The organism is Lentibacillus sp. Marseille-P4043 (genome assembly GCF_900258515.1).
GTDB lineage: Bacteria > Bacillota > Bacilli > Bacillales > Amphibacillaceae > Lentibacillus_C.
This window is the reverse complement of record NZ_LT984884.1, coordinates 374,919-401,909: the sequence shown is the minus strand read 5'-3', so window position 1 is coordinate 401,909 and position 26,991 is coordinate 374,919. Positions and strand designations below refer to the sequence as shown.

The window sequence follows — 26,991 nt, the reverse complement described above, 5'->3', positions numbered from 1 at the left end:
ATCGTAATTAGATTTTGATGGTCCTTTGGCTAACTTCAGCAATAACTAGCTTCAGTTTCCTGAAAAAGCTATCCATTTCCCCATCCGTACCGATTGTGATCCGTAAATAATTTTCTATTGGTTGTTTGTCAAAGTGCCGGACAAGCACATTATTTTCTTTCAGCTTTTCATATAGCGGTTTAGCCTTACATTTATAGTGACTGGCAAAAATGAAATTTGTCGCTGACGGGAGAACAGTAAACCCATTTCGCTTCAATTTTTCCGTAACCCATTCACGAGTTTGAATAATTTTTTCCGTTGTTTGTAAAAAATATCGGTTATCGGAAATTGCCGCTCCTGCACCAGCAATTGCTAAACGATCCAATGTATATGAATTAAAAGAATCCTTCATACGGGTTAATGCCTCCATTAAATTGGCGTTTCCTAGCGCGAATCCTATCCGTAATCCTGCAAGTGATCGTGATTTTGACATTGTCTGGACAACGAGTAAATTATCGTACGTATGAACAAGCGATGCTGCGGAACCGCCGGAAAAGTCGATATAAGCTTCATCAACAATGACAACTTGATTTGGATTGTTTTCCACTATATCAACAACATGTTCCAATTCCAGATAGATTCCAGTCGGTGCATTTGGATTAGGAAAAACTACGCCCCCATCTGATTGGTAAAATGCATCAACTAAGATGGAAAAATCCCTATTAAGTGGGACTTCTTCATAAGGAATGCCAAACAGTTTCGCATATACCGGGTAAAAGCTGTAGGTAACGTTCGGGAAGCGGATAGTCTTACCTGGTTCAAAAAAAGCCATAAATGACAGTGCTAATATTTCATCAGATCCATTGCCAACAAATACATTTTCTTTCTTTAGTTGATAGTAATCTGCAATCTTTTCTCGCAATGGATCCGCTGTTGGGGAAGGGTATAGCTGTAAATTATTTTCCATCTCCCATTTTATTGCTTCGATTACTCTTGGTGATGGTGGGTAAGGATTCTCGTTTGTATTTAGTTTTATAATATTTTTGTTATCAATTTGCTCTCCGGGCACATATGGCTCTGTTCGTTTTGTCAGTGTACTCCAAAATTTACTCATTTTCGTTTCCTGCCTTTTGTAGATGCCGTTTGTAAAGTTCTTCTCTAATATTTTCAATGGTTACATCACGAATTTCCATTAAAACGAGTGTGTGATAGACAAGATCAGCAATTTCCCATATCAGTTCATCAGTACCAGGGTTTTTAGCACCAATAATGACCTCACTTGCTTCTTCCCCAACCTTTTTTAAGACTTTATCGATTCCTTCCTGAAATAAGTACGTTGTATAGGATCCATCAACAGGGTTTTTTTGTCGATTCTTAATTGTCTTAGCAAGCTGGTATATCAGATCAAATTGTTGTGTACTATTTTCATAAAGCTGTTGATAAAAGCAGGTCTCGTTTCCAGTATGACAGGCTGGACCTTGTGGCTCAACTAGTACCAATAGCGCATCGCCATCACAATCATACGTTATCCGTTTAACGAGTTGGTTGTTCCCAGAGGTTTCTCCTTTATTCCATAACTGCTGTCTTTTTCGGCTGAAAAACCATGTTTCCTTTGTTTCAATGGTTTTCAATAGTGCGGTTTCATTCATGTATGCAAGGGTTAATATTGCACCGGTTTTACTATCCTGGATAATCGCAGGAATCAACCCTGTCTCATCAAACGTAATCTGTTCTATATCTACTTCCATGATGGTTCCCTCCTCATTGAAATACCGTTCGCAGCTAAGTAACTTTTTAGATCAGGTATCGTAATTTCATTGTAATGAAATACAGAGGCTGCCAGAGCTGCATCTGCTATCCCTTCCTGTAAAACAGCAGCAAAATGTCCATTCTCACCAGCACCACCACTTGCTACAATAGGAATATTTACTACCCTTGCAATGGCTTTTATTAGTTCAAGATTGTAGCCATTTTTGACACCATCAACATCCATAGCGTTGATCACAACTTCTCCTGCCCCGAGTTCTTCTCCACGCCTGGCCCATTCAATCGCATCTATTCCTGTATCTATTCGTCCACCATTTAGGAACACAGACCAACCGGATGATACCTTCTTCGCATCGATTGATAGTACAATACATTGACTGCCGAATTTTGCTGCTGCTTCTTTTATGAGGGTAGGGTTTTTAATTGCTGCACTGTTAACGGATACTTTATCGGCACCTGCACGAAGGACACGGTGAATATCATCAACCGTCCGCAATCCACCTCCAACAGTGAAAGGTATATTAATTTTTGTAGCAACTTTTTCGATAATGTCCACAAAAATATCTCGGCCTTCATTGGATGCTGTAATATCATAAAACACGAGTTCATCTGCACCATTATCATTGTATTGCTCAGCTAATTCAACAGGGTCTGCTACGTCACGAATTTCCTGAAATCTTTTTCCTTTGACTACTCTGCCTTGATCAACATCAAGACAGGGGATGATTCTTTTCGCGAGCATTAATACTGTCCCTCCATTAGCGATTGGAATGACAATGAACCATCATATAATGCCTTTCCGATAATAGCACCATATAAGTCCAATGATCTTAATCGCTCAATATCGTCTTTACTTGACACGCCACCAGATGCGATGATGTTAATCGAGGTCGCTTCGTTCATTGCTCGTAGTTCGGAAAAATTCGGCCCAGATACCATCCCATCTTTCAGAATATCTGTATAAATAACAGTACCAATGCCGAATTGTTCTAGTTCCTTTACAAGATCTATCGCTTTTACGTTACTCATTTCCACCCAGCCATTTGTAGCAACATAGCCATTTCGAGCATCAATGGAGACAGCGATTTTATCCTTGTATTTTTCAACTGCTCTCTGTAAGAATACTTTATCGTTTATGGCTGCTGTTCCGATAATGACTCGATTGACACCTAGGGATAAATACGTTTCGATAATATCCATGGAACGAATGCCGCCCCCGATCTGAATCGGGATAACTGTATTATTTACGATCGATTGGATTGTGGCGCTGTTCATCGGATCGCCAGTTTTTGCGCCATCAAGATCAACAATATGAAGATATTCTGCTTGTTGTTTTTCCCATTGAAGGGCTATATTTGTTGGAGAATCACTATAGACTTTTTCTTTTGCGTAGTCGCCTTGAATCAAACGTACACATTTTCCATTACGAATATCGATTGCTGGAAAAAGGATCATCAAATCATCTCCCCGAAATTTTTCAATAGCATTAGTCCGTTCTTTCCGCTCTTCTCTGGATGAAATTGCATCCCAAATATGTTGTTTTTTTGTACAATCGCAGGGATTTCTACACCATAGTGGCAACTGCTTACAAGCTGATCAGCCGGCATTTTGTCAACATAGTAGGAGTGGACAAAATAGACAAATGCCTGGTCATCGATATTGGTTAATAGGGAGCACTGCTTTTGTTTAGCGAGTGTGTTCCAACCCATATGCGGCACCTTGACCGAGTCATCCATTCGTTTTATGATGCCCTCAAGAATGTTCAAACCATCCCATTCGCCGTTCTCCAGGCTTTTTTCATAAAGTAATTGCATGCCAAGGCAGATACCAAGAATAGGCTTTCCTATCTTGGCTTGCTGTTGCAGTATTTCTACCAATCCATATTGATTCAGTGCATCGATTGCATCTTTAAAAGCACCGACTCCTGGTAGAATAATAGCTTTACTGTTTGTAATGGTTTGTTTATCGTTGGTTAAGCAAGATTCCAAATTTAGTTTGGTTAACGCAGATTGTAAACTTTTAATATTCCCTGCACCGTAATCTATAATTGCAATCATTTATTATATCTCCTTCTTGTCACAAGGACCCCTTTGTTGACGGAATACCTTTGATACGCGGGTTCTCCATGGTAGCTTCATCAAGTACACGTCCAAATCCTTTGAAAATAGATTCAACGATATGATGGCTATTTTTTCCATATAGTAGATTGACATGCAGGGTTACCTTTGCATGATTAACAAATGCTCGGAAAAACTCTTCAACCAGCTCGGTATCAAATACACCAATTTTATCCTTTAGCCCTTCAACGTGGTAAACAAGGTGTGGACGTCCACTTATATCCAATGAGAGTGTAGATAAAGCCTCATCCATTGGGGTTGTTATCGTTGCATACCGGTTGATTCCTTCTTTCCTCCCTAAAGATTCATGGAAGGCTTGCCCAAGCACGATGCCGATATCCTCAATGGAATGGTGTTGATCGACATCCAGATCACCATTACATGTGATGGCTAAATCGAATAATCCATGCTTCGTCATCAATGTCAGCATATGATTGAAAAAACCAATCCCTGTATCTATACGGGCTTCACCAACACCGTCAATATTAAAAGTTAATTCAATCGCAGTTTCAGCAGTGTTTCGTTGAATAGAGCTGCTACGCATTGTCAGCATCCTTTCTTATTTGAATCGCATTAGCATGTGCGGTTAGACCCTCTACTTCTGCTAAGGTTATGATCGCCTCAGAAGCTTGCAGGAGGGAAGACTTTGTGTATTGAATAATGCTCGATTTTTTAACAAAGTCATATACGCCCAGTGGAGAAGAAAATGCCGCCGTTCCATTCGTTGGCAGCGTATGATTTGGTCCGGCAAAGTAGTCGCCTAATGGTTCAGGTGAATTTGGGCCTAAAAAAATAGCTCCTGCGTGTTTAACGAAATGCACATGTTCGGATGGTTGTTCGGTCATCAGCTGTAAATGTTCTGGGGCCAGTTTATTTACCAATTCAAAGGCATTGTTTAAATCGTTAACTAGAATAATCTTTCCGTTTTGATTTAACGACTTTTGGATAATAGCCTGACGAGATAGTAGAGTAATCTGCTTTTCTATTTCGCTCTGTATCGCCTGCGCCTGCTTTTTGCTTGTAGTTATACAGATGGCTGTTGCCTGTTCATCATGTTCTGCCTGGGAAAGTAAATCTGCTGCAACAAAAGCCGGGTTTGCAGATTCATCTGCAACAACACAAATTTCACTAGGTCCAGCAATCATGTCAATCGCTACATCCCCAAACACCCATTTCTTTGCCCGGGCGACATAAGCATTACCTGGACCAACGATTTTGTCGACCCTTTCAATCGTTGAAGTCCCATATGCGAGTGCAGCTATTGCCTGTGCACCGCCAACTTTAAAAATCTGATCGACACCTGCTTCAGATGCTGCTACCAATACATAAGGATTTATCTTCCCATCCGGCTGTGGTGGCGTTACTAGGCTTATTGAATTTACCCCTGCCAGTTTTGCTGGGATAACATTCATCAAGACGGTAGATGGATAGGCAGCTTTACCACCAGGGACATAGACACCGACTTTATCGAGGGCGGTAACTTTCTGCCCAATTACATTTCCATTCTCATCGCTCATGTACCAAGATCGTTCCTTTTGAGCTTCATGAAACCGTAAAATATTTTCTTTTGCTTGTTGCAGTGCACTTATAAAATTCTGCTTTACTTGGTTTCTAGCCTCTTTCATTTCAGCATCGGAAACAGTAATTGTATCAAGCTGCACTTGGTCAAATTTCTCCGTATAATGGAGCAGTGCCGCATCGCCATTTTTTCTTACCTGGTTAATGATTTCTAAAACAATTTGATCACGTGTTTCGTCTGAAAAAGTGTCTGTTCTATTTGAGTCTGACGCTATATACGCTTCATGTGTTACTATTTTCATCGGGTATCACTCCAAAGCCTTATTAAGTTGCTTCATAAACTGGTGTACAGCAGTTGACCTTGTGGCAAAACTAGCTTTGTTCACAATTAATCTCGTGCTAATAGCTTCAATGGTATCAATTACTTTTAATCCGTTTTCCTTTAGCGTTGTCCCTGTTTCAACAATATCGACAATAACATCAGCTAGACCAATTAATGGTGCCAATTCTACGGATCCATTTAGTTTGATCGTTTCAATTGGAATGCCACGTGCTTGAAAATATGTTTTTGTAACGGTTGGATATTTAGAGGCTACGGTTAGCTTTTGTGCGTTTTCCTCTGTTTTATCTGAAACTCCAGCCAGAACAAATTGACAGTTTCCAAAATCGAGATCCATCATGTCATACACGTCAGCTTGTGCTTCAGTGATATTATCCTTGCCAACAATCCCGATATCCGCGGCACCTTTTTCAACGTAAGTAGGTACATCAATTGCTTTGACATATATTAGTTTAATCCGTTTATTGTCATCATAGAAAATTAGCTTTCTAGACTTTTCGTGGAATGCTGGAAAATGAATATCAGCCTTGTTTAATAGGGCAATGGTTTGTTCAGCGGTTCGACCTTTTGCCATCGCCAATGTTAGGTAATCCAATCAAAGACCTCCCCCAAGTAACTCTAGTAATTTCTTTGTCGTTGAGAATGATTGCATAGAATGTTGATTGTTAACCAAATTTTGATTTTCTTCATAATAGACAATGCTGGATGATGAAGGAAAATCTCTTACGCTATCAATAGGGCTAATTAGTACACGAAATCCTTGATTACGTAACGTAGATGCAGTTGATAAGGCTTCTTTTTGTTTACTAGTTGTGTAATAAATAAGGACGTCTATATGTGATTCTTCACCTGAAATCAGGGATTGCTGTTCTAAAACTGAAAAAATAGAATCAACGTCACAAGCAAATCCAATTGCAGGCATTACCTTGCTGAATTGCTCGGCAAGGTGATCGTATCTTCCACCCATCAAAACTGGTTTACCAAAATTTTCAACAAATCCTTGAAAAATAATATCGGAGTAATAATTCATATGGTTAATCAAACCTAAGTCAAGCGAGATAAATCTTTCTACCTCATATAATTTTAGAACGTCGATAATCTTGGTAAGATCTTGTAGCTTCCTATCCATCTGGCTATTAAGGGATACGGACTTGGCACGTTCGATTACATCTTCAGGATTCCCGTATAATAACGGGATTTGCTTCAATGCGTATTTGTCTTTCGTGTCGATTGACAATTTTTTTAGGAAATCTTTCATTCCGGAAAAGTCTTTTGCTTGAATTATCGCTTTTAGTTGATCTGTCTCCTGTTTAGAAATGTGTATTTCACTTAATAATTCTTTGAAAAAACCGGCATGCCCAATTTCTAATTTGAAGTCGGTAAAACCAAGATCTTGTAATGTGTGAATGGCTAATGCAATGACTTCAGCATCCAATGCGGCGCTTTTTGGTTCAAAATTTTCAATCCCAGCTTGTGTATGCTCTCGTTTATTCGGCTGCATTGCCAAATTCCGAAAGACTGTTGAAATGTAATACAGTCGTTCTTCACTTGGATTCAATTGATTACCAGTTGCAACCATTCGTGTAATAGGAATGGTGACGTCTGGCCGAAGCACTAATACTTTACCATTTGGGTCAATCACTTTTATCATTTCATCGGTGTCAATGGTCCCGGTGGTTGTCTGGTATAGATCGTATTGTTCAAATGCAGATGTTTGCACATGGCGATATCCATACGTGGAGAAACGTGCCTTTATTTTTGCTAATAGCTGTTCCTTTTTTTCGAATTCATTGAGACGGAGCGTATTCATTTTATTAAGAACGTCAATAACCATATAAAATCTCCCATTCTCTAACTATTGCTTTATCACTTTATTACTTTATTTAATTAAAGTTATATAGTATTCTAATAATTAACTCGATAAAAGTCAAGAACAAGTGGGGGAATCTTTAAAAATGTTTGATTACCATGTTCATAGCAAATTCTCAGCAGATTGCGAAACTCCAATGGAAAGAAGTATTGAAAAGGCAATCAAGATCGGATTGAAAGAAATTTGTTTTACGGATCATATTGACTATGATTATCCAGATACGTCCATTACGTTTGATTTTGATTTGACCAAGTACGATCGGATGATTACACAATTACAGAAAAATTACGCAGGACGATTACAGATTAAAAAAGGTTTAGAAATTGGTATTCAACCTCATCTCTTGGAAAGATATGCGAAATTAATTGATAAGGACACGTTTGATTTTGTGATTTGCTCGATGCACACCACAAATAAACTGGATTTGCATTCGGGAAGTTTTTTTAAAAACAAAACAATTGATGAAGCATATGCTGCGTATTATGATGAGTTGCTTTTTTGTGTGAAGCATTTTAAGCAGTACCATATTTTGGGGCACATTGATTTAGTAAAAAGATATACGAGAAGTGAGGTGGGAGAGCGTAATAACTTCCATGATGTTTTAAGGGAAATCTTTAAGATCATTATTCCAGAAGGCAAAGGAATTGAATTAAATACATCCGGATTTCGTTATGGATTAACAGGCGGTATGCCAAGTGAGGATATTTTAAGACTATATAAGGAGACAGGTGGTGAAATCATTACATTAGGGTCCGATTCCCATATAGAGGAGACAATAGCATTTCAATTCAAAGAATCACTTGATTTACTTCAGCGAATCGGATTTCGTTATCTAACAACATTTGAAAAGGGAGAACCAACATTACACCCAATTGAGACGATAATGTGTAAATAGAAAGCATAATTATCACTAAAATTTCTATAGCCAATAAGGAAAATAACTGTAGTAGATGATATAATTAAAGTAGATAAAAATTTGTATGGTTGGTGTGAATAAATATTGAAGCAACTAAAGAAGGCACTCCTAATCATTTGCGGAACTATTTCCTTAGTGTTTGGGCTATTAGGGATTATTTTGCCGTTATTGCCAACAACACCATTACTTTTGTTGGCGGCGGCCTGTTATGTTCGCAGTTCGAAAAAATTATATCATTGGTTGATTACCAACAAGTATGTCGGTTCGTATATTAAGAATTATCGAGCAGGCAAAGGAATACCATTGAAGGCGAAGATTATCGGTGTTTCTGTATTATGGATTTCGATGGGGTATACCGTATTCTTCGTTATACCGCTAGTTCTTGTTAAACTACTGCTGTTAGCAATAGCGGCATTTTTCACGTGGTTTATTTTAAAGCAAAAAACATTGTTGTCAGGAGAGTAAAATTGTTGAGAAAGAAACATATACTGCAAATAGCATCAATAGTCATGATCATTGTTCTTGTTTTGGTAATTACGTATTTACCGAAACAGGCTAATTCACAACAAAATTCCTCTTCTGTAACCGTTTTTGTTCATGGGTATAAAGGAACAGTGAATTCATTTGGTGGTATGTTGGGGCGATTTGAACGAAACGATTGGGGTAATAAAGCATTGATTTATCACGTCTCAAATACAGGAGACGTTAACGTATATAATCTTAATAAGGGAAAACTTGAGCCTGTCTTCATTCAGGTTATTTTTGAAAATAATCGTGCAAGTTTTGAAGATACTGCAACATGGCTATCGCTGGTTATGCATCACCTCAAAGAAACGTACCAGATTGATTCCGTTAATCTCGTTGGACATTCGATGGGTGGATTGGTTTCATTAAAATATGTGGAAGAATACCAGGAGAAAAACTTATATCCTGTAACCAATAAGCTCATTACGATTGGCAGCCCGTTTGATGGAATCTATAGTCAGCATTATTTTCAACTTAATCACGATGCAGCAGCAAATGATCTGAAACCAAATTCATCAGCTTTACAACGCATACAATCAAATAGCCAGTCGATTCCGAAAGATCTGGCGGTATTTAGTATTGGCAGTACTGGAGACCTGGTAGCAGTACCGGAAAGTGTTCAAGAACTGCGCATGATGATACCGGCAGATCAACTAACAGAGGTCATGATTGAAAATGACCATTTAGGCCATAGTGAGCTACATGAAAACGAACAAGTAGACGAATTGATTCATTCATTTCTGTGGCAAGAACAAGCACAATAACTTACAATAATAATGATGATAAAATAAAAATGTGTACAGTTAGATTACTTTAAAAGGAATGATTTAAGTGGTGAATGATCATCATACGTACGAAAAATTAATAGCAATTACATCAGCGAAAAATGTGATGGTTGATGAACACTTAAAAGATCATACGTATACCCGCTTAGGTGGGAAAGCTGATTTTTATGTAACACCAGAAACATATGAACAGGTGCAGGAAATCGTTAAACTTGCCAATGAGGATAATCTTCCCTTTACAATGTTGGGAAACGGTTCTAATTTAATTGTGAAAGACGGCGGTATTCGAGGTATTGTCTTGAATTTACAGCAGTTAGCCGCTATTACTTCTGACGGAACGACAATCGTTGCCCAAAGTGGTGCACGAATTATTGATGTTTCTCGTGACGCACTAGCAAAAAAACTGACAGGACTGGAATTTGCGTGTGGGATTCCTGGTTCTGTTGGTGGCGCATTGTTTATGAATGCCGGTGCGTATGGGGGAGAAATAAAGGACGTATTGGAAAGTACAATTGTGGTTGATAGGGAGGGGAACCTTCTTACTCTTTCAGCAAATGACTTAGATTTGGAATATCGGTCCAGCAATATTCCTGAAAATGGTTACATTGTACTTGAGGCAACTTTTTCATTAAAAGATGGAGAATACGATGATATAAAAGCTATCATGGATGACTTAACATTCAAAAGGGAATCCAAACAGCCCTTGGAGTATCCATCATGTGGTAGTGTATTTAAGCGACCACCTGGATATTTTGCCGGTAAACTTATTCAGGATAGTGACCTTCAGGGAAAACAGATTGGTGGGGCACAAGTGTCTTTGAAACATGCTGGTTTTATCGTTAATAAGGATCATGCATCTGCCGAACAGTATATTAATCTGATCCATTTTGTACAGAAGACGGTCAAAGAAAAATTCGGTGTCAGCTTGGAAAGAGAAGTTAAAATCATTGGTGAGGATATGGGAGAATAATAAAAGCTGTGAACAAGATATTGTTGTTCACAGCTTTTATTAGATCTTAATTAGTGTCTAAATCGATGCAAAAAGCTTTGCAGACGTTCGTTTGTTGAATTCTCAAGAACATCCATTGGAGGGCCCTGTTCCGCTATTACACCATCGTCTAAAAATATAATACGATCAGCGATATCGCGAGCAAACTCCATTTCGTGGGTAACGAGCACCATTGCCATTTCGCCCTCTTTCGCAATATCACGGATTACCTCAAGGACCTCACCAACAAGCTCTGGATCGAGTGCGGATGTTACTTCGTCGAACAGCATGATTTTTGGACGCATTACTAAGGCACGGGCCATTGCGACGCGCTGTTTTTGTCCACCAGAGAGCTGACTTGGATAACTATCAAGCTTATCACCTAATCCGACTTTCTCCAACATTTCAATGGAACGTTTTTTGGCAGTGGCCTTAGCTTCTCGTTGGACATGGATTGGTGCTGTCATACAGTTTTCCAAAATTGTCATATGTGGAAAAAGGTTAAAGTGTTGAAACACCATGCCAATATCGCCACGTACTTCCCGTAAATGTTTTTCATTTGCGGGAACGAGCTTTCCTGCTTTCTCCATGTGCCATAGGTTCTTACCATCAACAATAATACTTCCAGATGTCGGTTGCTCAAGCGTCATTAACATACGGATAATTGTTGTTTTACCAGATCCACTTGGTCCAATTAAGGCAACTTTTTCTGCTGGTTTAATGTCTAAATCTATTCCTTTTAGTACTTTTACATCACCAAAAGATTTATGAACATCGTTATACATTACTATCGGTTCTGTCATTTATTATACAGCTCCTTCGTTTTCCTGAATTGGCTTACTTCCAGTAGTTGCTTTCTTATCAAAGCGTCGGTTCATTTTTCTCTCCAGTTTATTAATAAGAATAGCTGATGGGTAGCTTAATAGTAAGAAAAGAATAGCTACAATAGTTAACGGCTCAAGGTATTTCCAGTTTTGCGCCCCGAACTCGTTTGCCATGAATAGAATACCAGATACGCCAACGGTCGATGCCAAGGGAACTTCTTTGAACATAATAATTAAATAGTTTCCTAGCATTGGAATTGTCGGCGGTATGGCTTGTGGCAGAATAATTTTTGTCCACTTTTGACGGGTCGAAAAGTTTAATGCTCTAGATGCTTCCCACTGCCCATTCTCAACACTGTCAATTCCTGAACGGTATACTTCACCAACATAGGTACTATAGTGAATACCTAGCCCTAGGATTGCACTTGTAAATGGACTTAATGTCATACCAATACCAGGTACCATTGGCCATGCATAATAGATGAAGAATAACTGAACAAGTGGTGGTGTCGAACGAATAAACTCCATAATCCATAATAATACCCATTTGACGGGTTTTATAGGAATCCGTCTAATAAATGTCCAAATAAAACCAAAAATTAAGGCAAATAAGTAACATGCGATTGTTAATCCGATTGTAATACCAAGCCCTTCTAATACAGTAGGGAGGGCATCAAAGAATATATCCCAACTCCAATTATTCATTAACTAGCCACTCCTTTCTTAGATGCACTTTCCATTTTTCTTGTTAACCAGATTAATGGAAGTGCAAGAATGAAGTAGAATACAAGTACTAATAAATATACAGTTGGTGCCTGCGACAGATTGGAACTACGCAAAATATCTCCATAATATAAAATATCCATCATTCCTATTAAAGAGACAAGTGATGTGGATTTTAACATTAAGATTAGGTAGTTACCAAACTCTGGAAGCATCATCCGTACTGCTTGAGGCAAAATTACAAGTCTCATACGCTGAAAACGTGACATATTTAATGCTGTGGCTGCCTCTGTTTGTCCTTTTGCAACAGATTGAATCGATCCGCGAACAATTTCAGACATATACGCACCATAGTTTAACGAAATTGCTAATACACCAGCCCAGAAATCACTACCAATCTCAATACCGAATAAAATTGGCAATGCATAATAAAGCCAAAATAATTGTACGATTAGTGATGTACCACGGAAAACCTCCACATAAAAACCAGTAAACTTTCGAAGGATAACGTTATTAGAAAGGCGGCAAAACCCCGCAATGAATGCCATTAAATATCCCAATACGATGGAGGCTAGAAGAACGGTAACGGTTATTTTGACACCCTGCATCAGGATGGGGAAAATATCTGCTATCGCATTAATAGTAATCACTCCTTTTATTTTAAAGATACTTCATGTATTGGATTACAAATATCCCGTACCAGCACTACACTGGTATTTTAAACAAAAGCATAGGGTCGGACCCCCTAGGTGAGGGAGCCAGACCCTATGGAGTCGTTGTCATTATTTAGAAAGAAATCTTAATACTGTTCACCACTGCAAACCCCTTCAGTAGTAATATCAGCTGGAACTGAGTTGCCTTCAGCACTGAATCCATTAGCTTCTAAGAGTTCTTTTATCTTGCCATCTTCTTTCAACTTAGCTAATTTTTCATTGTATGCTTCTCTTAATGCGTCATTATCTTTATTAAATGCAGCAGCACCATAACTTGGAATACCTTCAATATCTGGTTGTTCAAAGTCACTTACGAATTCAAGCTTATCATTACCAGAAGACTCCAATGCCATTTTTACTGTCATTTCAGTTCCGGTTGTTGCATCTGCACGACCAGATTCTACTGCTGAGAATGTAGCTGGAATGTCTGGAGCACTGTCGACTTGATCATCACTTACACCTTCATGCTTTACATATTCATGTTCTGTTGCTCCAGCCATGATCGATACGGTTGCATCTGTATTAGCGATATCTTCATAGCTGTGTAGGTCTAGTGGGTTACCTTTTTGAACAATAAGCCCTTCCCCATACATCATTTCCGGTTCACCGAAGTCCGCATTCGCGCAACGATCTGGGTTAATCGCCATACCAGCTGTAATAACATCAAATTTACCAGCATTTAAACCAGGAATTAGTTGACCGAAATCGGCAAGCTGTCCTTCCATGTTATCAACACCAAGTTCTTTAAAAACAGCTTTTGCGATGTCCACTGCAGCACCTTTTAGTTCCCCATCATCGGTCTGATAGGCGTAAGGTTTTTCGTTAGCAAAGCCAACTGTTACAGTGCCTTTCTCTTTTAATTCATCTAATAAAGTCCCATTACCTTCGTCGCTGTCACCGTCACCGCCATCGCTGCTTGCATCCTCTGATCCGCATGCAGCTAGTAGCACGAGTGTGAAGCAGAATACTGACATAAGTAATAATTTCTTCATTTTCTAAATGACCTCCCCTTTTATTTTGAAAAGGAATTTATGTAAAATTCCTTTTTATCTATTAATTAAGTATATGTGGACGAATGCTGAATCCCTTTATTTTACTTAACTTCAGATTCAAGTTTTTAATAAGCCTATACATATTACTTTCGTTTTAGGAAAAATATACTGGTTTTTTATTACACTTAAGTTAAGGAAAGGAAAAATTCCCAAGGGATTAAGTATAAGTAAAACTTCAACATTCGCTATAAGAGGCGAATGTTGAATTTTTCTAAGAGAAAATAGTGTAGTGATTGGTTGCTTATATGCGGACACACTTTAATAGTAAAGATATTTAAAATGATTCACAAATGTGATATTTTTAGATAATTCCGATTTAGATCGCATATTTATTGGTGAAGTGTATTAAGCTGTCTTATACCAAAATATGCTTGTATATATTGCTTCATGCTTGTGTATCCTAAAAAATTGCCAAAATTAACGTAAATGGAAATTTATTTGCGGTGCTAGATATGGACAAATTATAGGAAAAAACGGTACGATATAATATATAATTCGGATGGAGGGATTTGGATGGATGTAGTTGTGGTTGGCGCAGGTGCATTAGGCTCTTATTTCGGGGCTCGTTTTCTAGAAGGTGGGGCAAATGTTACCTTTTTAGTTCGGGAAAGACGCGCTGGGCAAATTCAAGAGAATAAGATTTATGTAACGAGTGCATTAGGAGACTATCGTATTGACGATCCTAACATAGTAACAGATGTTGCAGAAGTCGATAAAGCTGATCTTGTATTAGTAGCAGTAAAAGGCTATCATTTGTCTGGAGTGTTAGAAAATCTTAAAGCATTAGTAGATAAAGGCGCTTACATTTTACCTATTCTAAATGGAATGGAACATATCAGTTACCTCCAGGATCAATTAGGAAAAGATGCGGTACTTGGTGGGCTATCCTTTATTATTGCAACATTGAATGAAAAAGGTCATGTTATCCATTCGAGTGATTTCCATGATCTGATTTTTGGCCCACTTGAGCCTACCCAAACAGCAATTTGTAAGGAACTTGAAGAACTCTGTAATCAAGCAAATGTAAACGGCGTAAATAGTGATACTATTTCATACGAGTTATGGAAGAAATATGCCTTCATCAATGCGTTTTCTGGTATTACAACTGCTGCGAACTTAGCAATAGGTGAAATTCGTAAGCATGACAGTACATTTCGGATTGCGGAAATGATACTACAGGAAATGTGTGTTCTTGCAAAGGCCTATCATGTTGAGCTACATGATGACGAGGTGGAAACAGCGAAGAGTAAATTAATGAACCTGCCAGATGAAACAACCTCATCCATGCACCAGGATCGGCGGAAAGGATTAACACTTGAGGTAGAACATCTTCAAGGTGGGGCCATTCGTTTGGCAAATGCAGTTGGTGTAGACCTTCCTTATCTTGAGGCTGTTTATGGGTTGATTAAACCGTTTGAGAACGCATAAGGAGAAAACACCATGTATAAATTAAGAGAAGCAAGAATGGAAGACTTTCCAATGATATCTGAGCTGAGTGACAACAATGAGAATATTCACTTAGCTGCTGATGAGGGTGAAATGGGGAAGGATCTGTTTGAAACTATTTTAGTGCAGGATGATACAAGGTTTTATCTTGTGGAAAAATCCGGAGTTATTGCTGCCTTTTTGGTATTTCGCATTGATCTAACAGCAAATGAATTTCAGATACAAAAGCTTTCAATCGTTTCCAGTTATGAGAATAAAGGTCTTGATGAACATTTATATCAAAAAATGGAGAAATTAGCTAAACAAAAAGATGTGGAACGATTAATCACCACAATTACAACAAAAAATCCGAACGTACACCAATTTTTTTCACGAAAAGGCTGGGTGAAGCAAAATGGTGTGTATGTGTTAAACATGAATGAATAATACCGCATAAGGAGATAGAGGTATGCTGCCTACCATAATAATAGGAATTGTAATTATGTTAATTGTTCTAGTTATGACCTTGTTTTCTATATCAAAAGGGTATGCTTACAAACATACTGTTGATCCACTTCCTGAAGAGGATAAGGAAAAATAAATACGACGAAAAGACCGCAAATGGGAATTAAAGCGGTCTTTTTGCATTGTATTCGTTTATGGATGGATGTGAGCAGTTTCTTCATTTGTTCTTATCAATCTTTGGTCGTAAGCCTTTTTGTAACTGGTTAATGGTCAGGCCAAAATCCATTTGTAAATGGGGATAGTCCTTAAAGTGTTTCCAATCTCCGCCCCAAGTAAATCCCAACCTTTTTGCTATTTCGGCTACTTCAAACCAGTCCGACTGGCCATTGTTGTTGCCATCATACTGTATATCCCAAATAACGTTTCCCTCAGGGGCCCTTAAGGCATAATCGAATGCTAGTCCATAATTGTGGTAAGACTCGCCGCCTTTTGAGTAAGTGACAATATTTCCTCTCTTTGATCGACCTTGTGCATATAATTCATTCTGGCGTTTAATTGAACGCACTTCTTCCGTGATAACGACTTGAATACCAATATCCTTTGCTTTTTTTACTAATGTATTTTTCTTTTTCTTTACTGTTGGATGGAGTTCAGTGGGGTTTGGTGCTTCTTCTTTTTGGTCAATATAGGGATCGGGATCATCCATTTTATTATAGAGTACGATGATTGCTGTGAAAAAAAGAATGATCATAATCCATGCTAGGAAGTCTTTGTTGTACTTTTTCTTTTTCAAGGTAAATGTTCTCCTTTTGATGGTATATCAGTGAATATATGGTTTATGGTGGTTTGGTATTTTAAGTGAAACGTTTTTAGACAGGATCCGTATAATAGTGTAACCCGGGTAGCTTGATGTGTCGATTGTATATAGAATATTAAAGGCTTTTTTCGTAATGTTTGTTGCTTTTTAAATTCGTAGTTGAAGGATTAAGCGTAATAATCACCGCTACGGAAATACACTTCGCTTTCTGGGGGCGGCTGTTGAGCCTCCTCGTGCTGGGTGCTCGTCGCGTTGCAAGTAATCACGGTGAAGTATAGCTCCTCGCAACTCGAAGCTTACTCGGTGGAAGTTTCGCTCGTCGCACTGCGGGGTCTCACCGATGCCTCTCTTCCCCCAGGAGTCTGCGTGTATTTCCTTCGCTGGTATTGCATTTACTACCGTTAACTGTAGTATTATGTGTTCTACCAAGCCACATTCTACCGCTTCACTAGTCCGGTGAGTGGAGGGTGGTGACTCCTGCGGGAACAGCACGTGTCCGAAGACCCCGCAGGAAGTGGTTTTCTTCCGAGGAGGCTGAGGCCGTGCCCGCGGAAAGCATCCACCCGGAACGATCCCGGACGGCGGAAAATGAACGTACTTATAGAAAAGAGCCCAGTAGTTACTGCGCATTATATAGCTTTTGTGTAAGAATCGCCAATCTTTAGAAACAGCCATAATGGAAAAAAGGGGGAGGCAATGTTTTACTTTCTAAGCTGTGTAATTGGTTATTTATTTGGCTGTATTCATGGTTCGCAAATTGTTGGTAAATATAAGAAAGTGAAAATAAAAAATACGGGCGTAAAAAATGCTGGAGCATCAAATACGACTATTTTTACTTGGGTGGAAATTTGGGATTTTCGTTGCACTTATTGATATTTTTAAAGCTACATTATCAATTATATTGCTGTTATATATATTAAATGAAAATGATATCACAGGAGAGGCGCAAACATTAATGGTTTATTAACGACTTATTATTTCTTTGGAATCGAGCCAATGTTGGTTGTTGTATTGCTTTCCATTTTGTCAACAATGAAACATATTGAAAGTTATAAACGTATCTTAGCCAAAGAAGAAACAAAACTGTCCAGTATGTTTCAAAAGAATACAAAATAATGGAATTAGGTGATGGTGATGGTCATTGATATTCTCATATGGATTACAATTATTGCATTATTTGTTCTCAGCTTTGTAGGAATTATTTATCCAATTATCCCATCACCATTTGTGATTTGGGTTGGATTCTTGTTGTATCATTTCCTGATTGATGCGGAAGAACTTACGATATTATTTTGGGTGGCCATGGGTATTTTGACTGTTGTTCTTATTGGAGCGGATATAATCGCAAATAGTTATTTTGTTAAGAGGTTCGGTGGCAGTAAATGGGGTGAACGGGCTGCGGGAGTTGCAGTTATCCTAGGTTCATTTGTAATACCGCCATTTGGTATTATTGTGTTGCCGTTTATTGTTGTATTTACGATCGAAATGATACAAAAACGCACTACTGGGGAGGCTGTTCGTGCATCGTTTGGCTCCTTAATTGGATTTTTAAGTGGGGCAGCTGCAAAGGTTATTATTCAACTCATCATGGTTGTATGGTTTATAATGGTCGTAATAATGTAATAGAAGGGAATCGATAACATGATAAATCCACCACGAGTTTTGACATTTGCCGGATCTGCAGCAGGAGGAAGTGCTGGAATACAGGCAGATTTAAAAACATTTCAGGAATTGGACGTATATGGGATGAGTGTAATTACAGCGATTGTTGCCCGTCATCCGGAAACGAATAAAAATGTCCACCCGCAAACACTAGAGGCAATCGAGGCACAGTATACGACAGCTATGAATCAAGTTGGAATAGACGCTTTGAAAACAGGAATGCTTTTTTCAAAGGAAGTAATTTTGAAAACAAGTGAAATAATCAAGGAATCAAAAATAGATCATATTGTAGTTGACCCGGTTATGGTTGGTAAACTTGATTCAAAATTGCTTGAGGATGATGCAATTGAAGCAATGAAACGCAAACTTTTACCATTAGCTACCATAATTACACCGAACATGCCAGAAGCGTCGTTTTTGCTAGATGAACGTAAATTAACGAATGTGGAAGATTTGAAACAGGCAGCTGTAGACCTTCATCATTTGGGACCGAAGTATGTTCTGGTAAAAGGTGGACGACTGGAAGGACCAGCAATTGATGTTTTATATGATGGGGAAAGCTTTACAACGTTTGAGGCACCTCGGATTGACACAGTCAACACAAGTGGGGCGGGTTGTACCTATTCAGCAGCGATTACGGCACAGTTAGCCAAAGGAAAAAATGTCATGGAAGCAGTGGAATCAGCGAAGGGATTTGTTACGACAGCAATTGAGTATGGGTTTTCCTACACTGACAAAGTTGGTCCGACCTATCATGCCGCATTACGAACAAGAGGGGAAGCACATAAAATAACAGTACGACGTTAATATATAATTGGAGGGTTTTAAATGGGGAAACGAGCACTAATTAATATTGATTATACGTATGATTTTGTTGCCAAAGACGGAAAGCTCACAAGTGGGGAACCTGGACAAGCAATTGAGGAGAAAATTGTGGGACTGACAAAGGAGTTTATCAATGCAGATGATTATGTCGTGTTCGCAATTGACGCACATGAATCTAGGGATAACTATCATCCAGAGTCAGCCTTATTTCCAGCCCACAATGTAATCGGAACAAAAGGTCGAGATCTTTATGGTGAATTGGCTACTGTCTATGAAACACATAAAGACGCTGATAATGTTTATTATTTTGACAAAACACGCTACAGTGCATTTGCCGGTACTGACCTGGAAATCAAATTACGTGAACGCGAAATTAACGAGGTGCATCTTGTAGGAGTATGTACCGACATTTGTGTGTTACATACTGCCGTGGATGCGTACAACAAGGGGTTTAATATCGTTGTTCATCAAGATGCGGTGGCTAGCTTTAATCAAGCAGGACATGAATGGGCATTAGGACATTTTGCGAATACACTTGGTGCGAAAGTTGTTTGAACAGGGGATAGTGTTAAAGGAAGCATATAGTAGCAATTTTTTTCCTGATAAACGAATAAGGCTGTCTTAAAAGGTCACAAGTTGTAGTCATAATGAGACAGCCTTCTTCATTTAGGAGGTCAGCCTTTACTTTCAACTGTTATGGCAAAATCATAGCGTGCCTGTAACTGTAATTCACTCCAATGGACTACAACAGAATAGTAATACTTTCCATTATCTTTGGATGCAGTTATTTTATTATCTGTTACTGTTACTTCCATATTTACTTTTTCGTCTAATCTTATTTCTTTTACCTTAATTTCATCGGGTTCAAGTAAAAAGGCGTTTGGATAAGGATCGGTGGTAGACATCACAAAAACTATTTTTTCCCCTGCTTTACTTTCAATGGAGGAATCCCATTTAAAAGTTCGCTTGGTGAGGTTGATCCCATAGAACAATTCCCTTTTCTTTCTTTCCAACACCAATTATCTAATACCGTGCCCGTTGTGTTCCCATAAACATTTCCAGCATACACATTAAGATTTGGAAGGGTGACTGTTTCATTGTTAGTTTCGTTTAGTGAACTAATTTCTTTACCTTCAACTACTTTTTCACTCGAAATCCCGCATAAAAGAATCAACACTGCTGCAATAATTATCAATTTCCGCATGTAATCTCTCTTTTATTGTCAATAAAAATTACTATCTTAAAAAATATGAAAAACATAGTGAATTAAGAAGGGATTTTCAGTATATATTACGGCACCTCGAAAGTGACCTTGTCAATTCCATTTAGATTGCAACGATAAGATTCTTTGCCCATTTGTATTCCATCTTCTATTAACCATATATCAATGTTGTGCCTAAACAATCCTATAATTATACATATATTTTTTATCCCATATTCGGTAACGCTATCTGGAGGCTAGCCCTCGCACCCAAAAATGGGGATGACGGATCAAAAACATTTAGATACGAATTTATAATGAATCATTATAGGAGTTTGAACATCGTAGTAATACCTCCTCACCTCATTCAAATAAAATAAGTATAAATTTTCATTATCCTATTTTAACCCAAAAAGTTATCATATCTATTTGGTTTTTTGAATGGCAGGTAAATACCTCAAAAATTTCATATCATACCCACTCTTCGATTAAACGCTTACAAATAAATCATTAATTCTAAATTGTCAAAATTGCTATTGACATTCCACTTAAATTTGCTATGATTAGAAAAATTAAGTTTTCACAGATATATAAATATAGTGAAGAAGACAGGTGCATTGAATCGGGTTCTTTAGAGAGCTGGTGGATGGTGTGAACTAGTGAATCCGGCAATGGACAGCACTTTGGAATAGACAGGTTGAAATTGGAGTAGATCTGTCCGGTATATGCCCGTTAAGCACTGAAACCAATGAAGACTGCTTGTTATGCAGTGAAAAAAGGGTGGTACCGCGTGAGATCAAACTCTTCGCCCCTAAACTACTATAGGGGGTGGGGAGTTTTTTATTTTAAAGTTGACTTCATGAAAGGCTGTTTTCTAAAAGATTGGGACTGCGATTACTCGCCCCACCGAAGCCGTTTGTTGTTTTTTACACAATAAAAATAAAATGCGATGTAGTGATAATTCTTTTTGTGACGTTTTCTCTCACTCTAATGTGGGTTGAGTGGTTGACCCCGATCTCTGGAAACATCAACCGGAGCATGAGAGCATCAACCCAAAACGTGGAAACATCAACCCGAATGCGAGAACATCAACCCGGAGCGATCCGGGACGGCGGCAAATGCGCGTACTTATAGAAAAGAGCCCAGCAGTTACGTGGCATTTTCTATCAACTACGAAATTTAAAAAACAACAAACAATGTGAAAACAGTCTAATGAAATAAAAGAAATTTTCACGAGAGGGGAGACGAAATATGTTACAAGACACAAGTTTACTTCGTATACCTGGGCCAACGCCAATACCGCCAAGTGTCCAGCGTGCAATGAACCAGCCGATGATTGGGCATCGGGGCATCGAAACCAAGGAACTTTTAGGGCGAATTAAACCGAAATTAAAGCCCGTTTTTGGCACAAAACAGGATGTGATGATTATAACTGGAAGCGGCACTTCTGGTTTGGAGACGGCTGTTGTAAATACAACTAAAGCTGGTGATGAGGTTCTGGTGATTGTTACGGGTGCCTTTGGGGATCGGTTTGCAAAAATTTGTGAAGCCTACCAATTAGTTGTCCATCGCCTTGAAATCGCATGGGGGGAGGCGATTGATCCGGAACAGGTCAAGGAATTTTTACAAAAAAACCCCCAGTTAAAAGCTGTCTTTGTGACATTCTGTGAGACATCAACGGGCGTATTAAATCCAGTAGCAGCGATAAGTAAAGCAGTACATGAAAACTCGGAAGCTCTTGTTATTGTGGATGGGGTTTCGTGTGTTGGCGGTGTAGAAGCAAAGATGGACGAATGGGAGATTGATATTCTTGTTACCGGTTCACAAAAAGCGATGATGCTGCCGGCCGGGTTAACTTTTGTTGCAGCTAGCAAGCGGGCCTGGCAAGTGATTGAAACAAATCCACAGCCAAGATTTTACCTTGATTTGAGAAAATATCGCGATAATCTAGCAGGAAATTCTACACCCTATACTCCGGCTTTATCCTTGCTGTTTGGGTTGGAACAGGCTTTGACCTTAATGGAAATGGAAGGATTGCAACAGGTTTACGATAGGCATGTAACAATGATGGCAATGTTACGTAGTGCAATGAAAGCATTAGAGATTCGTTTGCTTACAAAAGATGAGGCAGCTTCGCCTACCATTACAGCTATTCAACCAGATGATATTGACGTCGCAGAGAAATTAAGAAAACAAGTTAAACAAGAGTTTGGCCTTGTTATAGCAGGTGGTCAGCAACATTTAAAAGGCAAGATCATCCGGATTGGTCATATGGGCTATTGTGCGCCACAGGATGTTTTGCAGCTTGTTAGTTTACTAGAGTTAGGTTTAAGCAGAATAGGGAAACAAATAGATTTAGGGCAAGGTGTAAGAGCGGCACAGGAAATTTATTTGCATAAGGGAGGAGAGTAATTCATGACATATAATGTATTGATTAGTGATCCACTAAGTGAAGATGGTATTTTTCCATTACGAGAAGCGGAGGATGTCGAGATTGTTTTGGAAACGGACCTAACAAAAGAATTATTGCTGGAACGAATACCACACGTTGACGCATTATTAGTAAGAAGCCAAACACAAGTAACGAGGGAAGTTATCGAGCGGGCGTCACGTCTAAAGGTAATAGGTCGGGCAGGTGTTGGGGTAGATAACATTGACCTGGAAGCAGCGACAGAGAACGGTGTGATTGTTGTTAACGCCCCTGATGGAAATACAAATTCCGCTGCGGAGCACACGATGGCAATGCTTACATCTTTAGCAAGAAAAATACCTCAAGCTTTTTACGCATTGAAGCAAAACCGCTGGGACCGCAAAAAATATATTGGTGTGGAGCTGAAAGGGAAAACATTAGGGATTATCGGGCTCGGTAGGATTGGTGCGGAAGTCGCTGCCCGGGCGAAAGGACAACGAATGAATGTGGTTGCTTACGATCCATTTTTGACCGAAGAAAAGGCTGAGAACATGGGGATAGGCTATGGCACGTTTAATGAAGTACTGCAGATAGCAGATTTTATTACCGTCCATACCCCATTATTAAAGGAAACAAAACATATCATTAACAAGGATGCTTTTGCCATGATGAAGGATGGTGTACAAATCGTCAATTGTGCACGTGGCGGGATTATCGATGAAGAAGCATTATATGATGCGATTCTTAGAAAGAAAGTGGCGGGAGCGGCATTGGATGTATTTGAAGAAGAACCAATTCATCATCATAAATTATTGGAACTACCCGAGGTTATTGCGACACCACATTTGGGTGCTAGTACAATTGAAGCGCAAAAGAATGTAGCAATTGATGTAAGTTTCGATGTTGTTGAAATACTCCGGGGTGGTTTGGCACAGAATCCAGTCAACATACCCTCTGTCCCGCAAGAGGTAATGAAAAAAATCGAGCCATACTTCTATTTGTCGGAAAAACTGGGAGCATTCCTCGCTCGCTTGGAAAATGAGGTAGTGGAAGAAATTTGGATTTATTACGCAGGGGACTTAGCAGATATGGAGGTTACCCCTTTAACACGAAATACAGTTAAAGGGTTATTAAAACGACACCTTGGTGACCATGTGAATACCGTAAATGCGGCTTTTTTGGCGGAAAAGAAGGGGATAACGATCCATGAGCAAAAAACTTCTTCAACCAAGGGCTTTACCAACCTGCTAACAGTCGAAACAAAAACAAAATCCGGCAAACGAAAAGTGGCAGGAACATTGCTAAACGGCCTTGGTGCACGAATTGTGAAGGTTGATCATTATAGTATGGATGTCGTTCCAGAAGGTCATATGGTTTTTATTCACCATAAGGACCAGCCGGGGGCAATCGGCCGGGTTGGCAGTCTGCTTGCTGAAAACGATGTGAATATTGCTACCATGCAGGTTGGCCGTACCGAAATAGGTGGCGATGCAATCATGATGCTCGTGATTGATAAGCAACTAGAACAAGATGGATTGGATCAGTTACTAGGGCTTTCGGATATTTACCATGCAACTGCTGTAGATTTATAAAAAGAGAGCTACGGTTTGTTTCCGAGAATGATTTTCAAAGTAGAAAGGCGTGTATGATTAATCAAAGGACTGGCACAACTATTGTTCGGTTGCGCCAGTCTTTGAATCCAAATTTTCCAGGTGTTCCTCGGCGAATTTTAACCCGAACGTTTCTGGTGACATTTCATCTGCCTTTGGTAAGCTTCGTAATTTTGGATGGATGAACCAAACGATCGATACAAATGCTAGCCCCAAGCCAGTTACAGCAAATATTAACGTGCTGTTTGTAATGGTTGCAAAATATCCACCAGCCAATGAACCAAGTGGCATGGCAATTGTCGACATACTAGCTGATACGGAGCCAACTCTCCCCAATAGCCGATTTGGCACAACGGATTGCACGGTAGCTGCAAAGATAACGTTTGTTCCGCCAACTGGTATCCAGGCAATACCATATATAACAATGGCAAGATACGTCCATGGTAAGGTGGCGGATAAAATCCAACACACAGCACCGAATAAAAACGCGATGATCGAAAACAATCCTACTTTAAATTTCCCCATCCAACTTGCAAACAAGGCACCAATTAAAGCACCTGTCGACATTGCTGCTAGATAGAAGCCATATATTTCTGATCCACCCCGTTCATCCGCAAATGCCGGCAAAATCGCCATTGCACCGCCAATGGCGAAGTTTGCAACAATAGAACCAATTAGAAAGGTCGCCATTAATGAGCGAAATACAATGGAAAAGCCTTCTTTTAAATCGATTACATATTTTTTAATTCCCAGAACAATTCCTTTATCTTTAGTGGTCTTTTGCTCAACAGATGAAGGAATCTTTAACGTTAAGAATAATATTGCTGCAACGGCAAATGTTAGAGAGTCGACAAGATATAATGTTACTGCACCAACAAATGCAACAAGTACCCCCGACAACGCATTAAATACTAAGTCAATTCCTTGATAAGCAAAGGAGAAATAGGAATTTCCTTTTACCAACTGGTCCTTCGAAAGGATTAACGGCAATGCCTTTGACTGTGAAGGATAGGCAAATTGCTCGATAAAGGAAACGATTGGCATAATAATCAATACGATTTGTACGGTTAATACATCAAAATAATAGGCGATCGGAATGGTTAGAATGAGAATTGCCTGAAGCACTTGTGTGATAATTAATGTTCGTTTTACCGGCCAGCGATCAACGAACGGACCAGTGACAAATTGTAATGATGTAGGGAGTAATGTTAAGAAACCAGCAAGTCCGGAATAAAAGGCATTTTCGCCTAGCGTGTATACAAGCCACATTGCTGCCACGTAATAAATACTGTCGCCCATATTGGACACAATTCGACCTAACAATAAAAACAAGAAATTTTTATTTTTTAATATCCTCATTATCACTTTTCCTCTCATCAATTGGAATTTGAAACTCTTCCTCCTCAATTTGGAAACCAAGATGCAAGAAATAATAGGTATTCGTTTCTTCTGATGTTTCCTACTGATTAAAGTATAAGGGGAAGGGAGGTTTTGTTTAACGTCTGGTGGGATGAATTCACCTCATACTAGAGTCTGAATTTTAATATTGTCTGGATTAATTCAACTATAGTAAAATTAACTTCAAACATGGGAGAGGGGATCGTTGAATGGGAGGACTTTTTTCACAAAATTGTTTTGATGATTATTCCGTCAGATTGGCAAATGAACAGGATACTGCAATAGTGCTCCAGCTATTGAAAGATGTAGCAAACTGGTTAAGGGAAAAGGGAATTCAGCAGTGGGGTTATCTCGGAAGTGGTGGAGAAGACCAAGAAATTAATCAGGATATCTTGGCCGGAACGACTTATGTTGTGGAAGATGCTCAAGGAAATATCGTGGCGACCTTTAATCTCTCTCCAAAACAAAACGACTGGGACGTAGAAATGTGGGGCGAACGAAATGATGAGGCCTATTATTTGCACAGGCTTGCGGTAGCTCGAGGTCACCATAATCAGCAGATCGGAAAAAGGCTTTTGCGTTGGATCGATGACAACATGCTAATGAATGATGGTTATTTACGATTGGATTGTGTGGCGGGGAATCCTGTTTTAAACGATTATTATCAGCAGGCAGGATTCACGTTTTCCGGGTATACGGGTGAAGGAGAGGACAAGTTTTCCAAGTATGAAAAACCTTTGAGCAGAAAGGCTTGACTTTACTTTTTGATCCATATATATTTAACAATACATAGATGAAACGTTGATAAGGATTAGTACAATTGAAACGTCTTTCACAAGAGAGGAAATGGGTGGTGCAAATTTCCAAAGACGCAATTGGAACCTGCCTTTAAGTTCGCCATCACGAAAGATGTGCGCGGTTGATAACCGTTATGAAGTAAAGTGGCATGACAGAGTCCGTGTATGCTCTCGACTGCAACAAGGGTGGTACCACCAAACCTCGGTCCCTTTTATGGGATACGAGGTTTTTTATATGGGACATGGGGACAGGTCGAGACCACT

Annotated in this window: 31 protein-coding genes, 1 pseudogene and 2 other annotated features; of the genes and pseudogenes, 15 read left to right on the top strand and 17 right to left on the bottom strand. The window is 39.1% G+C overall.

The genetic code is table 11. The features are described from left to right. Nucleotides 1–7: 7 nt before the first annotated feature. The 9 genes from hisC to hisZ are packed head-to-tail and all read right to left on the bottom strand — an operon-like array spanning nt 8 to nt 7,555. Complete coding sequence (gene hisC / locus C8270_RS02190; RefSeq protein ID WP_106495004.1) at nt 8–1,093, bottom strand: histidinol-phosphate transaminase; 1,086 nt, start codon at nt 1,091–1,093, stop codon at nt 8–10. Beyond that, on the bottom strand, nt 1,086–1,727 hold the full coding sequence (gene hisIE, locus C8270_RS02185) for a bifunctional phosphoribosyl-AMP cyclohydrolase/phosphoribosyl-ATP diphosphatase HisIE (protein ID WP_106495002.1): 642 nt from the start codon (nt 1,725–1,727) through the stop codon (nt 1,086–1,088). Before hisIE ends, hisC begins: the two co-directional genes overlap by 8 nt. After that, nucleotides 1,718–2,488 (bottom strand): imidazole glycerol phosphate synthase subunit HisF, encoded by a 771-nt coding sequence (gene hisF / locus C8270_RS02180; protein WP_106495001.1) that lies wholly within the window; start codon nt 2,486–2,488, stop codon nt 1,718–1,720. The genes hisIE and hisF overlap by 10 nt, the downstream gene beginning before the upstream one ends. Then, nucleotides 2,488–3,201, bottom strand: coding sequence for a 1-(5-phosphoribosyl)-5-[(5-phosphoribosylamino)methylideneamino]imidazole-4-carboxamide isomerase (gene hisA, locus C8270_RS02175; protein WP_106495000.1), 714 nt, complete (start codon nt 3,199–3,201; stop codon nt 2,488–2,490). The genes hisF and hisA overlap by 1 nt, the downstream gene beginning before the upstream one ends. Continuing rightward, nucleotides 3,201–3,803: an imidazole glycerol phosphate synthase subunit HisH gene (hisH, locus tag C8270_RS02170; protein WP_106494998.1), complete on the bottom strand. Its 603-nt coding sequence runs from the start codon at nt 3,801–3,803 to the stop codon at nt 3,201–3,203. The genes hisA and hisH overlap by 1 nt, the downstream gene beginning before the upstream one ends. 19 nt (nt 3,804–3,822) lie before the next feature. Next, nucleotides 3,823–4,407: an imidazoleglycerol-phosphate dehydratase HisB gene (hisB, locus tag C8270_RS02165; protein WP_106494996.1), complete on the bottom strand. Its 585-nt coding sequence runs from the start codon at nt 4,405–4,407 to the stop codon at nt 3,823–3,825. Then, complete coding sequence (gene hisD, locus C8270_RS02160; protein ID WP_106494995.1) at nt 4,400–5,683, bottom strand: histidinol dehydrogenase; 1,284 nt, start codon at nt 5,681–5,683, stop codon at nt 4,400–4,402. The genes hisB and hisD overlap by 8 nt, the downstream gene beginning before the upstream one ends. A gap of 6 nt (nt 5,684–5,689) precedes the next feature. Next, the gene (gene hisG / locus C8270_RS02155; protein ID WP_106494993.1) at nt 5,690–6,316 is read right to left on the bottom strand and encodes an ATP phosphoribosyltransferase; all 627 of its coding nucleotides are present in this window, start codon (nt 6,314–6,316) and stop codon (nt 5,690–5,692) included. Then, a complete protein-coding gene (gene hisZ / locus C8270_RS02150) occupies nt 6,317–7,555 on the bottom strand; it encodes an ATP phosphoribosyltransferase regulatory subunit (protein WP_106494992.1) in 1,239 nt (412 codons plus the stop codon). Nucleotides 7,556–7,676: 121 nt separating this feature from the next. Between hisZ and C8270_RS02145 the strand changes: the two genes are divergently transcribed. From C8270_RS02145 to murB, 4 genes are all read left to right on the top strand, one after another. After that, on the top strand, nt 7,677–8,486 hold the full coding sequence (locus C8270_RS02145) for a histidinol-phosphatase HisJ family protein (RefSeq protein WP_106494990.1): 810 nt from the start codon (nt 7,677–7,679) through the stop codon (nt 8,484–8,486). Between the two features lie 105 nt (nt 8,487–8,591). Continuing rightward, nucleotides 8,592–8,972 carry a DUF454 family protein gene (locus C8270_RS02140; RefSeq protein WP_106494989.1) on the top strand — a complete coding sequence of 127 codons (381 nt, stop codon included), beginning with the start codon at nt 8,592–8,594 and terminating at the stop codon, nt 8,970–8,972. A 5-nt stretch (nt 8,973–8,977) separates the two neighbouring features. Next, nucleotides 8,978–9,796 carry an alpha/beta fold hydrolase gene (locus tag C8270_RS02135; RefSeq protein WP_234028463.1) on the top strand — a complete coding sequence of 273 codons (819 nt, stop codon included), beginning with the start codon at nt 8,978–8,980 and terminating at the stop codon, nt 9,794–9,796. A 67-nt stretch (nt 9,797–9,863) separates the two neighbouring features. Further along, nucleotides 9,864–10,787 carry a UDP-N-acetylmuramate dehydrogenase gene (murB, locus tag C8270_RS02130; protein ID WP_106494987.1) on the top strand — a complete coding sequence of 308 codons (924 nt, stop codon included), beginning with the start codon at nt 9,864–9,866 and terminating at the stop codon, nt 10,785–10,787. Between the two features lie 50 nt (nt 10,788–10,837). On the opposite strand, the gene ehuA is transcribed toward murB, so the two are convergent. From ehuA to ehuB, 4 genes are all read right to left on the bottom strand, one after another. Continuing rightward, nucleotides 10,838–11,608, bottom strand: a complete 771-nt coding sequence (gene ehuA / locus C8270_RS02125; RefSeq protein WP_106494986.1) for an ectoine/hydroxyectoine ABC transporter ATP-binding protein EhuA — start codon at nt 11,606–11,608, stop codon at nt 10,838–10,840. A 3-nt stretch (nt 11,609–11,611) separates the two neighbouring features. Continuing rightward, nucleotides 11,612–12,334, bottom strand: coding sequence for an ectoine/hydroxyectoine ABC transporter permease subunit EhuD (gene ehuD / locus C8270_RS02120; protein ID WP_106494984.1), 723 nt, complete (start codon nt 12,332–12,334; stop codon nt 11,612–11,614). Next, nucleotides 12,334–12,993 carry an ectoine/hydroxyectoine ABC transporter permease subunit EhuC gene (gene ehuC, locus C8270_RS02115; protein ID WP_106498434.1) on the bottom strand — a complete coding sequence of 220 codons (660 nt, stop codon included), beginning with the start codon at nt 12,991–12,993 and terminating at the stop codon, nt 12,334–12,336. The genes ehuD and ehuC overlap by 1 nt, the downstream gene beginning before the upstream one ends. Before the next feature lie 158 nt (nt 12,994–13,151). Next, on the bottom strand, nt 13,152–14,057 hold the full coding sequence (gene ehuB, locus C8270_RS02110) for an ectoine/hydroxyectoine ABC transporter substrate-binding protein EhuB (protein WP_106494982.1): 906 nt from the start codon (nt 14,055–14,057) through the stop codon (nt 13,152–13,154). Between the two features lie 573 nt (nt 14,058–14,630). Between ehuB and C8270_RS02105 the strand changes: the two genes are divergently transcribed. The 3 genes from C8270_RS02105 to ytzI are packed head-to-tail and all read left to right on the top strand — an operon-like array spanning nt 14,631 to nt 16,143. Continuing rightward, complete coding sequence (locus tag C8270_RS02105) at nt 14,631–15,545, top strand: ketopantoate reductase family protein (RefSeq protein ID WP_106494981.1); 915 nt, start codon at nt 14,631–14,633, stop codon at nt 15,543–15,545. Nucleotides 15,546–15,557: 12 nt separating this feature from the next. Further along, nucleotides 15,558–15,989: a GNAT family N-acetyltransferase gene (locus tag C8270_RS02100; RefSeq protein WP_106494979.1), complete on the top strand. Its 432-nt coding sequence runs from the start codon at nt 15,558–15,560 to the stop codon at nt 15,987–15,989. Between the two features lie 22 nt (nt 15,990–16,011). After that, nucleotides 16,012–16,143, top strand: coding sequence for a YtzI protein (gene ytzI / locus C8270_RS02095; RefSeq protein WP_106494978.1), 132 nt, complete (start codon nt 16,012–16,014; stop codon nt 16,141–16,143). Nucleotides 16,144–16,224: 81 nt separating this feature from the next. Here the strand turns inward: ytzI and C8270_RS02090 are convergent, their stop codons facing one another. Beyond that, nucleotides 16,225–16,800, bottom strand: coding sequence for a M15 family metallopeptidase (locus C8270_RS02090; RefSeq protein ID WP_325034719.1), 576 nt, complete (start codon nt 16,798–16,800; stop codon nt 16,225–16,227). Nucleotides 16,801–17,520: 720 nt separating this feature from the next. Between C8270_RS02090 and C8270_RS02085 the strand changes: the two are divergent. The 4 genes and pseudogenes from C8270_RS02085 to C8270_RS02070 all read left to right on the top strand — a co-directional run bounded on the left by C8270_RS02085 (nt 17,521) and on the right by C8270_RS02070 (nt 19,866). Beyond that, nucleotides 17,521–17,940: pseudogene (locus tag C8270_RS02085) on the top strand (glycerol-3-phosphate acyltransferase). 18 nt (nt 17,941–17,958) lie between these two features. After that, complete coding sequence (locus tag C8270_RS02080; RefSeq protein WP_106494976.1) at nt 17,959–18,447, top strand: DUF456 domain-containing protein; 489 nt, start codon at nt 17,959–17,961, stop codon at nt 18,445–18,447. A gap of 18 nt (nt 18,448–18,465) precedes the next feature. Further along, a complete protein-coding gene (gene thiD, locus C8270_RS02075; protein ID WP_106494974.1) occupies nt 18,466–19,293 on the top strand; it encodes a bifunctional hydroxymethylpyrimidine kinase/phosphomethylpyrimidine kinase in 828 nt (275 codons plus the stop codon). Between the two features lie 21 nt (nt 19,294–19,314). Next, entirely contained in the window at nt 19,315–19,866 is a 552-nt protein-coding gene (locus tag C8270_RS02070; RefSeq protein WP_106494972.1) for a cysteine hydrolase family protein, read from the top strand. Between the two features lie 119 nt (nt 19,867–19,985). On the opposite strand, the gene C8270_RS02065 is transcribed toward C8270_RS02070, so the two are convergent. Both C8270_RS02065 and C8270_RS02060 read right to left on the bottom strand, forming a co-directional pair. Further along, nucleotides 19,986–20,219 (bottom strand): hypothetical protein, encoded by a 234-nt coding sequence (locus C8270_RS02065; RefSeq protein WP_106494971.1) that lies wholly within the window; start codon nt 20,217–20,219, stop codon nt 19,986–19,988. Nucleotides 20,220–20,224: 5 nt separating this feature from the next. Further along, nucleotides 20,225–20,515: a hypothetical protein gene (locus C8270_RS02060; protein WP_106494969.1), complete on the bottom strand. Its 291-nt coding sequence runs from the start codon at nt 20,513–20,515 to the stop codon at nt 20,225–20,227. A gap of 587 nt (nt 20,516–21,102) precedes the next feature. After that, nucleotides 21,103–21,328 (top strand) — a binding site (T-box leader). Between the two features lie 185 nt (nt 21,329–21,513). Here C8270_RS02060 and C8270_RS19655 point away from each other — a divergent pair. Genes C8270_RS19655 through serA form a run of 3 tightly spaced genes read left to right on the top strand, consistent with a single transcriptional unit; the run spans nt 21,514 to nt 24,514 of the window. Next, a complete protein-coding gene (locus tag C8270_RS19655) occupies nt 21,514–21,714 on the top strand; it encodes a hypothetical protein (protein WP_158701569.1) in 201 nt (66 codons plus the stop codon). A gap of 49 nt (nt 21,715–21,763) precedes the next feature. Beyond that, nucleotides 21,764–22,924, top strand: a complete 1,161-nt coding sequence (locus C8270_RS02055) for a pyridoxal-phosphate-dependent aminotransferase family protein (protein WP_106494967.1) — start codon at nt 21,764–21,766, stop codon at nt 22,922–22,924. A gap of 3 nt (nt 22,925–22,927) precedes the next feature. Further along, nucleotides 22,928–24,514, top strand: coding sequence for a phosphoglycerate dehydrogenase (gene serA / locus C8270_RS02050; protein WP_106494965.1), 1,587 nt, complete (start codon nt 22,928–22,930; stop codon nt 24,512–24,514). Between the two features lie 78 nt (nt 24,515–24,592). On the opposite strand, the gene C8270_RS02045 is transcribed toward serA, so the two are convergent. After that, on the bottom strand, nt 24,593–25,891 hold the full coding sequence (locus tag C8270_RS02045; protein ID WP_106498432.1) for an MFS transporter: 1,299 nt from the start codon (nt 25,889–25,891) through the stop codon (nt 24,593–24,595). 248 nt (nt 25,892–26,139) lie between these two features. Between C8270_RS02045 and C8270_RS02040 the strand changes: the two genes are divergently transcribed. Continuing rightward, a complete protein-coding gene (locus C8270_RS02040) occupies nt 26,140–26,685 on the top strand; it encodes a GNAT family N-acetyltransferase (RefSeq protein WP_106494963.1) in 546 nt (181 codons plus the stop codon). Nucleotides 26,686–26,722: 37 nt separating this feature from the next. Continuing rightward, nucleotides 26,723–26,941: a binding site (T-box leader), on the top strand. Nucleotides 26,942–26,991 lie beyond the last annotated feature (50 nt).

Excerpts from the sequence above, each read along its gene's own strand:
- hisC (WP_106495004.1), bottom strand. The coding sequence starts at position 1,093 with ATGAGTAAATTTTGGAGTACACTGACAAAACGAACAGAGCCATATGTG.
- hisIE (WP_106495002.1), bottom strand. The coding sequence starts at position 1,727 with ATGGAAGTAGATATAGAACAGATTACGTTTGATGAGACAGGGTTGATT.
- hisF (WP_106495001.1), bottom strand. The coding sequence starts at position 2,488 with ATGCTCGCGAAAAGAATCATCCCCTGTCTTGATGTTGATCAAGGCAGA.
- hisA (WP_106495000.1), bottom strand. The coding sequence starts at position 3,201 with ATGATCCTTTTTCCAGCAATCGATATTCGTAATGGAAAATGTGTACGT.
- hisH (WP_106494998.1), bottom strand. The coding sequence starts at position 3,803 with ATGATTGCAATTATAGATTACGGTGCAGGGAATATTAAAAGTTTACAA.
- hisB (WP_106494996.1), bottom strand. The coding sequence starts at position 4,407 with ATGCGTAGCAGCTCTATTCAACGAAACACTGCTGAAACTGCGATTGAA.
- hisD (WP_106494995.1), bottom strand. The coding sequence starts at position 5,683 with ATGAAAATAGTAACACATGAAGCGTATATAGCGTCAGACTCAAATAGA.
- hisZ (WP_106494992.1), bottom strand. The coding sequence starts at position 7,555 with ATGGTTATTGACGTTCTTAATAAAATGAATACGCTCCGTCTCAATGAA.
- C8270_RS02145 (WP_106494990.1), top strand. The coding sequence starts at position 7,677 with ATGTTTGATTACCATGTTCATAGCAAATTCTCAGCAGATTGCGAAACT.
- ehuA (WP_106494986.1), bottom strand. The coding sequence starts at position 11,608 with ATGACAGAACCGATAGTAATGTATAACGATGTTCATAAATCTTTTGGT.
- ehuD (WP_106494984.1), bottom strand. The coding sequence starts at position 12,334 with ATGAATAATTGGAGTTGGGATATATTCTTTGATGCCCTCCCTACTGTA.
- ehuB (WP_106494982.1), bottom strand. The coding sequence starts at position 14,057 with ATGAAGAAATTATTACTTATGTCAGTATTCTGCTTCACACTCGTGCTA.
- C8270_RS02105 (WP_106494981.1), top strand. The coding sequence starts at position 14,631 with ATGGATGTAGTTGTGGTTGGCGCAGGTGCATTAGGCTCTTATTTCGGG.
- C8270_RS02100 (WP_106494979.1), top strand. The coding sequence starts at position 15,558 with ATGTATAAATTAAGAGAAGCAAGAATGGAAGACTTTCCAATGATATCT.
- ytzI (WP_106494978.1), top strand. The coding sequence starts at position 16,012 with ATGCTGCCTACCATAATAATAGGAATTGTAATTATGTTAATTGTTCTA.
- C8270_RS02080 (WP_106494976.1), top strand. The coding sequence starts at position 17,959 with ATGGTCATTGATATTCTCATATGGATTACAATTATTGCATTATTTGTT.
- thiD (WP_106494974.1), top strand. The coding sequence starts at position 18,466 with ATGATAAATCCACCACGAGTTTTGACATTTGCCGGATCTGCAGCAGGA.
- C8270_RS02070 (WP_106494972.1), top strand. The coding sequence starts at position 19,315 with ATGGGGAAACGAGCACTAATTAATATTGATTATACGTATGATTTTGTT.
- C8270_RS02060 (WP_106494969.1), bottom strand. The coding sequence starts at position 20,515 with ATGCGGAAATTGATAATTATTGCAGCAGTGTTGATTCTTTTATGCGGG.
- C8270_RS02055 (WP_106494967.1), top strand. The coding sequence starts at position 21,764 with ATGTTACAAGACACAAGTTTACTTCGTATACCTGGGCCAACGCCAATA.
- serA (WP_106494965.1), top strand. The coding sequence starts at position 22,928 with ATGACATATAATGTATTGATTAGTGATCCACTAAGTGAAGATGGTATT.
- C8270_RS02045 (WP_106498432.1), bottom strand. The coding sequence starts at position 25,891 with ATGAGGATATTAAAAAATAAAAATTTCTTGTTTTTATTGTTAGGTCGA.
- C8270_RS02040 (WP_106494963.1), top strand. The coding sequence starts at position 26,140 with ATGGGAGGACTTTTTTCACAAAATTGTTTTGATGATTATTCCGTCAGA.